General features: G+C 67.1%; 11 protein-coding genes. 6 read left to right on the top strand and 5 right to left on the bottom strand.

Annotation, left to right across the window (positions count from 1 at the left end; translation table 11 throughout):
* Nucleotides 1–95 precede the first annotated feature (95 nt).
* The 5 genes from ACFX4F_RS06740 (at nt 96) to ACFX4F_RS06720 (ending at nt 6,295) form a co-directional block, all read left to right on the top strand.
* Nucleotides 96–1,382, top strand: a complete 1,287-nt coding sequence (locus tag ACFX4F_RS06740) for a DUF445 domain-containing protein (RefSeq protein ID WP_099819996.1) — start codon at nt 96–98, stop codon at nt 1,380–1,382.
* A 306-nt stretch (nt 1,383–1,688) separates the two neighbouring features.
* Complete coding sequence (locus ACFX4F_RS06735) at nt 1,689–3,917, top strand: TonB-dependent siderophore receptor (RefSeq protein ID WP_380653437.1); 2,229 nt, start codon at nt 1,689–1,691, stop codon at nt 3,915–3,917.
* 106 nt (nt 3,918–4,023) lie between these two features.
* A complete protein-coding gene (locus ACFX4F_RS06730) occupies nt 4,024–4,344 on the top strand; it encodes a DUF3649 domain-containing protein (RefSeq protein ID WP_380653434.1) in 321 nt (106 codons plus the stop codon).
* The gene (locus ACFX4F_RS06725) at nt 4,341–5,969 is read left to right on the top strand and encodes a PepSY-associated TM helix domain-containing protein (RefSeq protein ID WP_380653431.1); all 1,629 of its coding nucleotides are present in this window, start codon (nt 4,341–4,343) and stop codon (nt 5,967–5,969) included. Before ACFX4F_RS06730 ends, ACFX4F_RS06725 begins: the two co-directional genes overlap by 4 nt.
* Nucleotides 5,966–6,295, top strand: a complete 330-nt coding sequence (locus ACFX4F_RS06720; RefSeq protein ID WP_380653428.1) for a DUF3325 domain-containing protein — start codon at nt 5,966–5,968, stop codon at nt 6,293–6,295. The genes ACFX4F_RS06725 and ACFX4F_RS06720 overlap by 4 nt, the downstream gene beginning before the upstream one ends.
* A gap of 149 nt (nt 6,296–6,444) precedes the next feature.
* Here ACFX4F_RS06720 and rlmKL read toward each other — a convergent pair whose 3' ends face one another.
* Nucleotides 6,445–8,583, bottom strand: a complete 2,139-nt coding sequence (gene rlmKL / locus ACFX4F_RS06715; protein WP_380653425.1) for a bifunctional 23S rRNA (guanine(2069)-N(7))-methyltransferase RlmK/23S rRNA (guanine(2445)-N(2))-methyltransferase RlmL — start codon at nt 8,581–8,583, stop codon at nt 6,445–6,447.
* A gap of 144 nt (nt 8,584–8,727) precedes the next feature.
* Nucleotides 8,728–9,255: a hypothetical protein gene (locus tag ACFX4F_RS06710; protein WP_180164238.1), complete on the bottom strand. Its 528-nt coding sequence runs from the start codon at nt 9,253–9,255 to the stop codon at nt 8,728–8,730.
* 72 nt (nt 9,256–9,327) lie between these two features.
* On the opposite strand from ACFX4F_RS06710, the gene ACFX4F_RS06705 reads away from it, so the two are divergent.
* A complete protein-coding gene (locus tag ACFX4F_RS06705; RefSeq protein ID WP_089239939.1) occupies nt 9,328–9,894 on the top strand; it encodes an N-acetylmuramoyl-L-alanine amidase in 567 nt (188 codons plus the stop codon).
* A 134-nt stretch (nt 9,895–10,028) separates the two neighbouring features.
* On the opposite strand, the gene ACFX4F_RS06700 is transcribed toward ACFX4F_RS06705, so the two are convergent.
* The 3 genes from ACFX4F_RS06700 to ACFX4F_RS06690 form a co-directional block, all read right to left on the bottom strand.
* Nucleotides 10,029–10,931 (bottom strand): sulfurtransferase, encoded by a 903-nt coding sequence (locus tag ACFX4F_RS06700; RefSeq protein ID WP_380653421.1) that lies wholly within the window; start codon nt 10,929–10,931, stop codon nt 10,029–10,031.
* On the bottom strand, nt 10,928–11,731 hold the full coding sequence (locus ACFX4F_RS06695; RefSeq protein WP_099819990.1) for a CoA pyrophosphatase: 804 nt from the start codon (nt 11,729–11,731) through the stop codon (nt 10,928–10,930). The genes ACFX4F_RS06700 and ACFX4F_RS06695 overlap by 4 nt, the downstream gene beginning before the upstream one ends.
* Nucleotides 11,732–11,860: 129 nt before the next feature.
* On the bottom strand, nt 11,861–12,562 hold the full coding sequence (locus ACFX4F_RS06690) for an FKBP-type peptidyl-prolyl cis-trans isomerase N-terminal domain-containing protein (RefSeq protein ID WP_089239934.1): 702 nt from the start codon (nt 12,560–12,562) through the stop codon (nt 11,861–11,863).
* Nucleotides 12,563–12,626 lie beyond the last annotated feature (64 nt).

Below are 12,626 nucleotides of genomic sequence, written 5' to 3'. Positions count from 1 at the left end.
GCCCATGCTCGGCTGCCTTGCGCGCGGCAAAGGGCAGCCGAGCATGGGCTCGGCTCTACAGGTAGGCATCACCGGCCTGCGGGTAGACTTCAGGCATGACGTCTGCCATCGATCCGCGCCGCGCCCAGCTGCGGCGCCTGAAAGCCCTCGCTCTTGGCCTGTTGCTGTTTATGCTGGCCGGCTTCGCGGTCAGCCACTGGCAGGGTGAGCGCGGTATCTGGGCCTGGGTGTCGGCCTTCTGCGAAGCTGCCGCGGTCGGCGCGCTCGCGGACTGGTTCGCGGTGGTCGCTCTGTTCCGGCGGCCGATGGGCCTGCCGATTCCGCATACGGCGATCATCCCCCGCAGCAAGGAACGCATCGGCGACAGTCTGGCCCTGTTCGTGCGCGACCAGTTCCTGGAACCGACGGTGCTGCTGGCCAAGCTGCAGGTGTTCGACCCGGCCAGCCGCCTCGGCAGCTGGCTGGCCGATCCCGCGCGTTCCCGGATGCTGGCCGACATGGCCCGCGGCTGGGCACTGCAGGCGCTGGACTTCTTCGACGAGACCGCAGTCCGGCGGCAACTGCATGCCTTCGTGGTGCAGCAGCTGCGGCAGTGGAATGCATCGGCCACCGCCGGCGAACTGCTGGGCCTGCTGACCGCCGATGGGCGCCACCAGCGGGTGCTGGACGAAGGCCTGCAACGGCTGGGGCGTTGGCTGGAACAACCGGAAGTGAAGGAGCGCGCTTCGCAGCTGATCGTGCGCTACATCCAGCGTGAATGGCCGACACTGTCGAGCACGGTGAACTGGATCAAGCCGATTGATGAGATCGGCGACAACCTTGCCGAACGCCTGGCCCGGGCGGTGCTGGAAGAACTGCAGCAGGTGCTGGCCGAGCCGCAGCATTCGCTGCGCCAGGATTACGAACAATGGCTGGGCAACTACGTGCAGCGTCTGCGCGAAGACCCGGCGCTGGCCGAGCGCATCGAGCAGCTCAAGCAGGAAATGATCGACCACCCTGCCCTGCAGGAGTACGTACAGGGCCTGTGGTCGCGCATCCATGCCAGCCTGCGCGGCGATCTGCAGCGTGAGGATTCGGCCCTGGTCGGTCATCTGCAGCGCAGCCTGGCCTCGCTGGGCGACAGCCTGCAATCGGACCCGGCGTTGCGCGAGGCATTGAACCAGCACCTGCTGGAAGGCGCACAGCGCCTCACCGGGCGCCTGCGCGAGGGCGTCACCACCCATATCGCGCAGACCGTGAAGAGCTGGGACGAGCGCCACCTGGTCGAGCAGCTGGAACTGAGCGTGGGCCGCGACCTGCAGTTCATCCGCTTCAACGGCACCCTGGTGGGCGGCCTGATCGGCCTGCTGCTGCATGCAGCGACTGTTCTGTTCCGTTTCTAGACTGAGATTCCGGAGCCCTGGCCAGTAGATCCACGCCACGCGTGGATGAGGGGAGCTGTCACGCTTGCTTAACGAAATGCGAATGCCTATCATTTACTGATCGGTTGTACGCTTAGCCAAGCGGGGCACGGAAGCACGCGCCCACCCGCCCCTTCGCCCGTGTACATCCCCCGACCACTGGGTCGCCTGCCTGCCGCAGGTGGCGCACCGTCGATGGGAATCACGCTGGGTGACGTGCGCGGAGCGCATGGCTGCCATGGGTGCGTTTGCCATCGCCTGTTTTTTGTCCTGCATGGAATCGCACCGATGGCTTCGCTCCTGACTACTCCCCGCCCAACCCTGCTGGCCCTGGCCGTGACCGCACTGTTGACCGCACCGTTGGCACACGCAGAGGAAGGTTCTGCCGAACCGTCCGCGCGCACCCTGGACACCGTCCAGGTAACCGCCGATGGCGACATTGCTGACAGCTACACCGTGAAGCGGGCCAGCACGGCGACCAAGCTCGGCCTGTCGCTGCGCCACACCCCGCAGTCGATGACCGTGGTGACCCGGCAGCGGCTGGACGACATGGGCCTGTTCTCGCTGTCCGACGTGATGGGCCAGGTAACCGGCGTGGCGGTGTCGGTCACCGACAGCGAACGCATCAACTACGTTTCGCGCGGGTACAACATCACCAATTTCCAGGTCGATGGCATGCTCAACACCTTCGGTGGCTACATCAAGACCAACACCGACAGCGTGATCTACGACCGCATCGAAGTGGTGCGTGGTGCCACCGGCCTGACCACCGGTGCCGGTGATCCGTCGGGCACCATCAACTTCGTCCGCAAGCGCCCCACCGATACGTTCCAGATGAGCGCCAACCTGACGCTCGGGCGCTGGGGCAACCAGCGCCTGGAAGCCGACCTCGGCGGCCCCATCGCCCTGGATGGCCGCATCCGCGCCCGCGTGGTCGCCGCCAAGCAGCAGAGCGATTCGTTCCGCGATGTGTACAAGCTGGACAAGGACGTCTTCTACGGCATCGTCCAGGCCGACATCACCGACACCACCCTGCTGGAAGCTGGCTACGAGTACCAGTCGCCGCGCACCACCGGCGTGACCTGGGGCGTGGTGCCGTACTGGGGCGCCGATGGCAAGCCGGCCAACCTGCCGCGCTCGACCAACCTGTCGGCGCGCTGGAGCAGCTGGCCGATCATCGAAAAGAGCGCGTTCGCCCGCCTCGAACAGCAGCTGGGCCATGGCTGGGCCGCGAAATTCGCCTACACCCGCTCCAAGCGCGAGACCGACGGCGCGGTCTGGTATGGCGCGTCCGGTTACCCGCGTGCCGATGGCAGCGGCATCTCTGCCTTCGTCGGCAGCTTCGGTGAAAACGGCGACATGCAGGTGTTCGACTTCAACGTCGGCGGTCCGTTCCAGTTGTTCGGCCGCGAACACGAACTGGTATTCGGCTTCGGCCAGTCGGTGCGCAAGGGCGAAGTGCCTGCGAGTGAAACCGCAGACTACCCGGACAGCTACACCCGCGTGCCGGACTGGCGCAGCTGGAACGGCGACATCGCACCGCTGCAGGTCACCCGCCTGGGCTATCTCGCCTCGGAAGACGAACTGCGCCAGCGTGCCGCCTACCTGGCCGCGCGCCTGCAGCTGGCCGAGCCGCTGACCGCCGTGCTCGGCGCCCGCTACGGCAGCTGGGAAACACGCAGCTGGAACTACACCCACGACGACGCCGGGCGCCTGACCGGTACCGCGCGCGGTGGCTACAAGCCCGACGACTCGCTTACCCCGTACGCCGGCTTCATCTACGACTTCAACCGTTACTTCAGCGGCTACGTCAGCTACACCGACATCTTCCAGCCGCAGAACTACCGCGACAAGGCCAACAACTACCTCGAACCGGTCGTCGGTGACATGTGGGAAGCCGGGCTCAAGGCCGAGTTCTTCGATGGCCTGCTCAACACCTCGGTCGCGGTGTTCAAGGGCGAGAAGGACAACGTCGCCGAGCTCGATGATTCGGTGCCGGAAAACTCGTTGCCCGGTGGCATCAGTGCCTACCGCTCCACCGGCAAGGGCAACAAGGTGAAGGGCTGGGAAATCGAAGCACAGGGCAGCCTGGGCGAGCACTGGAACCTGTCGACCGGGTTCACCCATACCGTCAGCCGCAATGCGCTGGGCGTTCGCCAGAACACCACCGTTCCGGTCGATCTGTTCCGCCTCAACGCCAGCTGGCGCCCGGGTGGTGCCGAAGGCCGCTTCTGGATCGGTGGCGGCGCGACCTGGCAGAGCGGCATCTGGAGCCTGAGCAACAAGCCGCGCGAGGACTTCCTGGTCAGCGGCAAGCGCGACCGCGTGGCGATTGAACAGGGTGACATCTACCTGCTCAACCTGTCGGCCGGCTATCGCTTCAACGAGAACTTCACCGCCCAGGTGAACGTGAACAACCTGCTGGACAAGAAGTACTACAACCGCGTCGGTTTCTACGACGGCGTGTACTGGGGCGAACCGCGCAACGTGATGATGACGCTGCGCTGGAAGCTCTGACGATCTGATGGATGGCGCCGGTTCTGCGACCGGCACCGGCCACGGATGGCCAACCCCGGCGCGCTTTGGTGCGCCGGTCCTCTTTCATTCAACCTGCAGGACCGCCGTGGACCGCTCGCCCGCAACCGCCAGCCCCCGCCTCAGCACCTTCTTCGCCAACCCGCGATGGGGCGTGCTGTCCCGATCCCTTGCCGCCATCTTCGGCGGCTACGCGCTTGCCTCGATGACCACCGTGTTCTGCGCACTGACCCTGCCGGGCGCGCGCGGCCAGGCCGTATTGACCGGCATGCTGCTGGCGATCCTGGTCGCTGCCTGTGCGGCGCTGTGGGCGTTCGCCACCCGCAGTGCGCTGCGCGCCTGGGTCGGCATTCTCGCCCCCACCCTGCTGATGGCCGGCATTTCGCGCCTGCTGGGAGCGTGGGCATGAAGAATGGATTCCGCCAATCCATGGCCTGGCTGCACACCTGGACCGGCCTGCTGGTCGGCTGGCTGCTGCTGCTGATCTTCATGGCCGGCACTGCCAGCTACTACCGCGAGGAAATCAGCCGCTGGATGCGCCCGGAACTGCCGCGCAGCGCGGTCAGCACCGACGAAGCGGCGCAGCGCGCGGCCGACTACCTGCTGGCCAATGCCCCCCAGGCCGAGAGCTGGTTCGTCACCCTGCCGCAGCCGCGCAATCCGGCCATGCAGATGTTCTGGCGGTTGCCAGAGGCACTGGCCGATCCGAGCAAGGGACGCCGCGGCGCCTTTGGCGATGCCACCCTGGACCCCAACACCGGCACCGAGCTGAAGGCCCGCGAGACCCGTGGCGGCGACTTCTTCTACCGCCTGCATTTCGACCTGCACTACATTCCCGTGCTGTGGGCGCGCTACCTGGTGGGCTTCTGCGCGATGTTCATGCTGGTGGCGATCATCACCGGCGTGATCACCCACAAGAAGATCTTCAAGGACTTCTTCACCTTCCGGAAGGACAAGGGCCTGCGCTCCTGGCTGGACTTCCACAACGTCAGCGCGGTGATGGCCCTGCCCTACCACGCAATGATCACCTACACCGGCATCGTCACGTTGATGATCATGTACCTGCCGTGGGGAGTGAACGTGGCCTACGGCACCGATCAGGATGCGTTCTATTCGGAGGCCTTTGGTGGCCTGCCCGAGGTCACCGCGCCCGCCGAAGGCAAGGCAGCCCCGCTGCCGCTGCGGCAGCTGCTGGACAGTGCCCGCACGCATTGGCACGGCACCGAGGTCGCCGGTTTCAGCGTTGCCAATCCCGGTGCCGCCAATGCGGTGATCGACATCCGCCAGCGCGACGGCAAGCGTTTGTCCATCGACACGCCCGCGCTGCGCTATGACATGGTCACTGGCGCGCTGCTGCAGGAAACCCCGCCTTCCGGTGGCGCCACCGCCACCCGTGGCGTGCTGTACGGCCTGCACCTGGCGCGCTTCGCCGACTGGGGCGTGCGCGCCCTGTTCTTCCTGTCCGGCCTGACCGGCTGCCTGATGGTGGCCAGCGGCGTGGTGCTGTGGGCGGTGAAGGAGCGTCCGAAGCATGCCAAGAGCGGTCGCACCGGCTTCGGCCTGCGCCTGGTCGATGCGCTGAACATCGGCGCCGTGGCCGGCCTGCCAATCGCCTTTGCCGCCTATTTCTGGGGCAACCGGCTGCTGCCGCTGGGCCTGGCCGAGCGCTCCAACGCCGAGGCGAACGTGTTCTTCTACGCATGGGGCGCCTCGCTGCTGGCGGCCTTCATCTGGCCCAAGCGGATGATGTGGGCGTGGCAGCTGTACATCGGCGCGGCCGCGTTCGCGCTGATCCCGGTAGTGAACGCATTGACCACCCACGCACACCTGGGCGTGACCCTGTTCAACGGTGACTGGGCATTGGCTGGCTTCGACCTGTCGATGATCGCCTTCGGCGCGATGCTGGCCCTGTGCGGCTGGCGCATGCAGCGCTGGACGCCGCCGCTGAGTGCCGCCGAGAAAAAGAAGCGCGCGGCGGCCGCTGCAGCGACGAAGGCACCGGCCGATGCAGTGGAAGCGGAGGCCAGCGCATGATGCTGCTGGTACTGGGATTGTCGTTCACAGCGTTCACCGCGCTGTCGCTGGCGATGGAGAAGCACCAGCAGGAACTGCACGGCAAGGCAGCGGCGTCACCAGTACGGCGCACGCAATGGCGGGTGCTGGGCTGGGTGCTGCTGACCGTGGCGTTCGCCCTGTGCGTGGTCGACCAGGGCTGGGCGATGGGCCCGGTGCTGTGGCTCGGCGCGCTTACGCTGGGTGGCATCGTGCTGGCGTTCGGCCTGTATCCGTACCGGCCGAAATGGATCGCACCGCTGGCGGTCGCGTTGCCGGTGATCGGGCTGGTGGTGGCGTTGGTGTAGCCGAAGCCACCGGGGTCGGATCCCTTGCGCACAGCGCAAGGGCTCTGACCCAGGCACGTACCGCCATCGATGCATGGCGTGGATCCTCCGACCTTGATGGGGTCAGAGCCCCTGCGCTGCGCGCAGGGGATCCGACCCCGGACGTCGGTTCACGCCAGGCGCTTCAGCTCCCACGCACGATGGATGCGTGCGTTGCGCTCGAAATCCGGGCCGATGGTGCTGGCGCTGATCTCGCGGCACTGGGCGAATTCGGCGATGGCGTTCTCTTCCAGCTTGAAGCGGCGGAAGTTGTTGGAGAAATACAGCACGCCGCCCGGCGCCAGTCGGGCGACGGCCGCACGCAGCATCTTCACCTGTTCGCGCTGCACGTCGAAGTCCTCGGCACGGGCCGAGTTGGAGAACGTCGGCGGGTCGCAGAAGATCACGTCGTACTGGCCGCGATCGCCTTCCAGCCAGGCCATCGCATCGGCCTGCACCAGCAGGTGCTGGTTGCCGCCCTGCCCGTTCAAGGCCAGGTTGTCGTAGCACCACTGCAGGTAGGTCGCCGACAGGTCGACGCTGGTGGTGCTGGCCGCATCGGCCACCGCCGCCTGCACACTGGCCACGCCGGTGTAACAGAACAGGTTGAGGAAGCGCTTGCCGCGCGCCTGCTCGGCCATCAGGCGGCGCAGCGGGCGATGGTCGAGGAACAGGCCGGTATCGAGGTAATCGAACAGGTTCACCTGCAGCAGCGCGTTGTTCTCGCGTACCACGAGGAACTCATCACGCTGCTCGAAACGGCCGTACTTGCTGCCGCCCTTGCCACGTTCGCGCGACTTCATCGACACCTGTTCCGGCGGTACGGCGAACACCTCGCGCGCAGCAGCCAGCAGTTCATTGCGGCGGCGGCGCACGTCGTTCTCGGGAATCGCGGCCGGTGCAGCGTATTCCTGCACGTGCAGGAAGGTGCGGCGCTGGCCGCCGTCTTCCTCGTAGACGTCGATGGCGGCCGCGTACTCCGGCAGATCGGCGTCGTAGGCGCGGAAACAGGTGATGTTCTCGCGGGCACGCCAGCTCTTGAACTTCTTCAGGTTCTTGCGCAGGCGGTTGGCCACCATCTGCGCGCCTTCGCTCAGCTCGCGCACCTGTGCCGGATCGCGACCCGGCACCGCGATCGGATCGCAGACGATCAGTGCACATTCCAGTGCACCATTGAACATCTGGTATTTCTTGCCGGCACGCAGTCCGGTGGCAAAGGCCAGTTCGTCATTGCCGCACAGCAGGCTGGCGCGCCACTGCGGCACCGCCTTCTGCAGGGCATTGCCGAGCTTGCGGTACAGCGCCGGATCGGCGGCCAGGCGTTCGTCATACGGCGGGTTGCAGACCACCGCGCCGATCTCCTGCTCCGGGGTGGGCAGGTCAGCCACATCGGCGCGGGTGAAGCGGATGGCATGGGCGACGCCGGCCACTTCCGCGTTCTCGCGCGCCGCCTGGATCGCCACCGGGTCGATGTCGCTGCCGTGGACGACCGGCTTCAGCGCGGCCAAGCCGGCCGCTTCGCGATCACGCGCTTCGCTCTGGATGGTTTTCCAGGCCGCCTTGTCGAAGCCCAACCAGCGGCTCGGCGGCAGACTGCCATGGCGCATCAGGCCGGGAGCGACGTCGGCGGCCATCAGCGCGCCTTCGATCAGCAGGGTGCCGCTGCCGCACATCGGATCCAGCAGGCCGCCACCGGCAGCATGCAGGCGCGGCCACTGCGCACGCATCAGCAGCGCGGCAGCCAGGTTTTCCTTCAACGGCGCGTCATGCGCGGCACCACGCCAGCCGCGGCGGTGCAGCGGGCCACCACCGAGGTCGATCGACAGCGAGGCGCGGCCCTTGCGCAGCGACAGGTTGACGCGCACGTCCGGCAGATCGGTGTTGACCGAGGGGCGCTCGAGCCCTTCGTCACGCATGCGATCGACGATGGCGTCCTTGATCCGCTGCGCGGCGAAACGGGCATGGGTGATCTTGTCGCCGGACACGTGCGCGTCCACCGCCAGGGTCATCTCCGGCTTGATGTGCTCGTGCCACGGCAGCGCGCGCACGCCGTCATACAGCGCCTGCTCGTCCGGGCATTCGAACTCGTCGATCGGCCACAGTACGCGGCTGGCCAGCCGCGACCACATGACGATCCGCAGCGCCTGCTCCAGTTCGCCCTCGGCGTTGACGCCGGCGATGGTGGCAGTGGCCTTTTCCAGGCCGAGGGCCGACAACTCATCGGCAAGCAGGTATTCCAGGCCCTTGGCGCAGGAGACAAAAAATTTCACGGGATCGGTTCGCAGGTGGTCAGGCACGGCAGGGAGCCGGGCCATTCGGAAGGGAGGGCCGTAGGCACGGCCGGCAGGCCCGCGCCAGGGGCGGCGGGGCTGCCATTGTAGTCAATGCGGGCGGGCGCGCCGTGCGCCCGGGCTTCACAGCTGCCGCAGCAGGCGCTCAAAGGCCTGCGCGGAGGCCTCGACGTGGTTTTCCAGGCGATGGCCGTCGTCCACCAGCAGCAGCTGCGCCGAGCGCGCCTGCGCCCAGGCGATGACCCCAGCGGCCGGCACCACCTCGTCATGCCACGCCTGTACCACCGTGGTCGGCACCGGCGCGGCATCCAGCGCCGGCATCGGGCCCATGGTGGTGGGCGGCACCATCAGGAACAGGCCGGCCACCGGCACCTGCAGCGAGGCAATGGCGGAGATGTAGGCGCCCAGGCTGGAGCCCGCCAGCACCACCGGACCCTGCGCGGCGGCAGCGGCCGTGCGCTCGATCAGGCGCTGCAGGCGGGTGCGCACGTCGCCAACGCGGCTGACCTCGCTCATCGCGTCCAGGTCGGTGTAATCGGGGCGCTCATGGGTCCAGCCCAGGCGCTCGGCGACTTCGGCCAGGGCGGTGACCTTGGTCGCCTCCGGGCCGCTCTCGAAACCGTGCGACAGGATGCAGTGACCGCGGCTCATGCGTGCGCTCCCACGGAGCGGACCGACAGCAGGAAGGAAGGCAGTTTCATTCGGCAATGCTAGCATCGCCGCATGCCCAACCCGCTCCTGCCCGGCCTGCAGCTGCAGCCGCTGCCCTACCACGACCGCCTGCCCGTGCGCGATCCATCCAGCCTGGCGATGGTGGTGATCCACTGTACCGAACTGCCCGACCTGGCGACTGCCCGTGAGTACGGCGAGCGCGTGCTGTACGACAGCGGCGCCGGCAACAGCGGGCATTTCTACATCGACCGCGACGGCAGCGTGGTGCAGTACGTGGCGCCGGAGCGCATCGCCCACCACGTGCGCGGCATGAATGCCGACTCGGTGGGCATCGAACTGGTCAATTCGGGGCGCTACCCGCACTGGCTCGACAGCCGCCACCAGGCGATGGACGAGCCCTACACCGAAGCGCAGTTGCTGGCGCTGGAACGGTTGCTGCAGGCGCTGGTGCTGCAGTACCCCTCGCTGCGGCAGATCGCCGGCCACGACCAGTTGGACCTGGAGCAGGTACCTGCCAGTGACGACCCGGCCGTGACCGTGGCGCGCAAGCGGGATCCGGGCCCGTTGTTCCCGTGGCAGCGGATCCTGGCCAAGGTGCCGCTGCAGCCGCTGGGGTGATGCTGCCAGGCAATGCACGCGTCCCGTAGAGCCGAGCCCATGCTCGGCTTGGATGGTGCAGTTCCACGGCATTGCAGGCGGAAGCAGCCGAGCGTGGGCTCGGCTCTACAGTGGCGCAGGTCCAGGAAGCGGCTTCAGGCGCCGGTAGCGACCGGGCGGCTGCTGTCGCTGACCCAGCCACTCCAGGAATCGGCATAGATGCGCGCGCCGGACAGGCCCGCGCTTTCCATCGCCAGCAGCAGATGGCAGGCGGTCACGCCCGAGCCGCACATCAGCACCACGCGCTGGGGATCCTGGTTGCCGATCACGCCCTGCAGTTCGGAGCGCAGTTCCTGTGCATCGCGCAGGCGGCCGTCCAGCACGTTCAGCGCGAACGGTCGATTGACCGCTCCCGGCACATGGCCGGCCACCGGATCCAGCGGTTCCACCTCGCCACGGAAACGCTCGCCTGCGCGGGCGTCGACCAGCCAGCCCGGCGCGTGCTTGAGACGCGATTCGATCTCGTCCGCGCTGGCAACCTGGCTGGTATCGAAACGCCCCGGATACGCCGGCAACGCCGCGACTTCGCTGCTGCCGGTCGCCAGCGGTTGGCCGGCGGCCTGCCAGGCGGCGATGCCGCCATCGAGCACGGCCACCTTCGTGTGCCCGATCAGGCGCAGCAGCCACCACAGGCGCGCGGCGGCCATGCTGCCATCGCTGCCGTCATACACGACCACCTGCGTATCGGGGCCGATGCCCCAGTGCCCCAGCCGCGCGGCGAACGTATCGCTGTCCGGCAGTGGGTGGCGGCCATGGCCGACCCGTGCAAGGTCGGACAGGTCGCGGTTGAGATCGGCATGCACCGCACCGGGAATATGTCCCTGTGCGTAGAGGCCATTGCCCGCCTGCGGATCGGCCAGCGATGCACGTGCATCGACCACGCGTACGACAGTGCTTGCAGTTGCGCGGGCATCGACCACGCGTACTCCGTCGCCCAGGGCCGCAGCCAGGGTCGCAACATCAACGAGGGTGGTCCACGGCGGGTCGATCGATTTCATTGCACTTGCTCCAGGCGGCGACGCAGGTTGTACAGGATGGCCGCAGTGGCGCCCCAGATGCGCTGGCCGGGCCAGCCGTATTCGAGGACGTGGCGGACGCGGCCGCGATGGTTGATTTCGACCTGGCGCAGGTTGTCGGCGGCCATCAGGTAGTCCAGCGGCACTTCGAACACCTCGGCTACTTCGCTGGGCTGCGGTACCGCCACGAAGTCAGGATCGATCACCGCCACCACCGGGGTGACCCGGTAGCCGGTGATGGTCACGAACGGATCGAGATAACCCAGTGCCTGCACCTGCGTCGGCGCCAATGCGATTTCTTCCTGGCTTTCGCGCAGTGCGGCGGCCAGCGCATCACGATCATCCGGCTCGGTACGGCCACCGGGAAAACCGACCTGGCCACCATGTTGCCGCAGGGTTTCGGTACGCCGGGTCAGGATCACCTGCGCACCGTTGGCACGCGGCACGATGCCGGCCAGCACCGCCGCCTCGACCGGTGGGCCCGGGGGCAGCAGATCATCCAGTTCACTGCGGTTCCAGCCGTCGCCTGCCGGCGGCTCGGCCAGCGGGTGCAGGGCGCGCAGCAGGCGCTCATGATCGGCCAGCGAGCCTCGCAGCGACTGCTGCAGCTGTTGCCGCAATGGCAGCACGCGCTGCAGGATGTGGGTGCGCTCGCTGTCGCTCATCGACGACCACCCCGCGATTTCGTCGATATGCCGCCCGCAGCCGGCGCACAGCCGGTTGCGATCCAGCTTGCACACGTTGATGCAGGGACTTGCGACAGCACGCGCCGTTTCTTCCATTATTTGCACCGGTCAACAGTAGCGCGAATGGACCGGATTTGGGATGGGGCCCATACGGCTGCTGCATGCTGCAGAAACAAAAACGCGCCGGTGGGATCACCGGCGCGTTGATGTTGATGCAGTTTCTTCTTACTTGACGCTGATCAGCTTGATCTCGAACTGCACAGCCACGTTCGGCGGGAACGGGGTGCGCGGGTCGGCGCCATAGGCCTGATCCGGCGGCAGGGACACTTCCCACTTCGAGCCAGCCGGCATCTGCAGCAGGGTCTCGCGCATGGCCTTCATTTCGACTTCGCTGACCTTGATCGACGGAATCTGCTGGGCCGGACGAGCCTCGGTCGGACGCTGGCCGTACGGGAACGGACCGGCCACTTCCAGCTGCACGGTGCTGGCCTGGGTCGGCTTGGCACCCTTGCCGGCTTCGATCACACGGTACTGAACGCCGCTCGGCAGGGTCTGCACGCCCGCCTTTGCCTTGTTCTGCGCCATGAACTGATCGCTCTTGGTCTTGTTGTCGGCAGCAGCCTTTTCGTACTCGGCCTTGGCGGCCTGGGCACGGCCCTGCTCGCGCTTCTGGAACGCTTCAACGGCCGGCTTCAGCTGCTCGGCGGTGATCGCCGGCTGCTTCTTGGCGTAGGCGTCCTGCAGACCCTTCACCACCGAGTTGATGTCCAGCTGCTCACCGCGACCGGTCAGCTCCGCCAGGTTGTTGCCGTAGTCGTAACCGAAGTAGTAGCTCAGCTTGCCCTTCTCGGACGCGATGTCCTGGGCGAAGGCATTGCCCGTCAGGGCCAGGGCCGCGACGGCGACCGCGATAGAACGCAACTTCATCAAACAGTTCTCCAGGGGTGGTAACTCAGGGACGTTCTGCGCCGCCCTGAGGCGACGGGTTAGG

Origin of the sequence: Stenotrophomonas sp. YIM B13575, from assembly GCF_042787595.1 — a bacterium.
In the GTDB taxonomy this organism is placed as follows: Bacteria; Pseudomonadota; Gammaproteobacteria; order Xanthomonadales; family Xanthomonadaceae; genus Stenotrophomonas; species Stenotrophomonas lactitubi_B.
The sequence above is the reverse complement of the archived record's forward strand: the minus strand, read 5'-3'. Positions and strand labels throughout refer to the sequence as shown.

Bases quoted from the DNA above. Each gene is read 5' to 3' on its own strand.
- ACFX4F_RS06740 (WP_099819996.1), top strand. From the start codon at position 96: ATGACGTCTGCCATCGATCCGCGCCGCGCCCAGCTGCGGCGCCTGAAA.
- ACFX4F_RS06735 (WP_380653437.1), top strand. From the start codon at position 1,689: ATGGCTTCGCTCCTGACTACTCCCCGCCCAACCCTGCTGGCCCTGGCC.
- ACFX4F_RS06725 (WP_380653431.1), top strand. From the start codon at position 4,341: ATGAAGAATGGATTCCGCCAATCCATGGCCTGGCTGCACACCTGGACC.
- ACFX4F_RS06720 (WP_380653428.1), top strand. From the start codon at position 5,966: ATGATGCTGCTGGTACTGGGATTGTCGTTCACAGCGTTCACCGCGCTG.
- ACFX4F_RS06710 (WP_180164238.1), bottom strand. From the start codon at position 9,255: ATGAGCCGCGGTCACTGCATCCTGTCGCACGGTTTCGAGAGCGGCCCG.
- ACFX4F_RS06705 (WP_089239939.1), top strand. From the start codon at position 9,328: ATGCCCAACCCGCTCCTGCCCGGCCTGCAGCTGCAGCCGCTGCCCTAC.
- ACFX4F_RS06700 (WP_380653421.1), bottom strand. From the start codon at position 10,931: ATGAAATCGATCGACCCGCCGTGGACCACCCTCGTTGATGTTGCGACC.
- ACFX4F_RS06695 (WP_099819990.1), bottom strand. From the start codon at position 11,731: ATGGAAGAAACGGCGCGTGCTGTCGCAAGTCCCTGCATCAACGTGTGC.
- ACFX4F_RS06690 (WP_089239934.1), bottom strand. From the start codon at position 12,562: ATGAAGTTGCGTTCTATCGCGGTCGCCGTCGCGGCCCTGGCCCTGACG.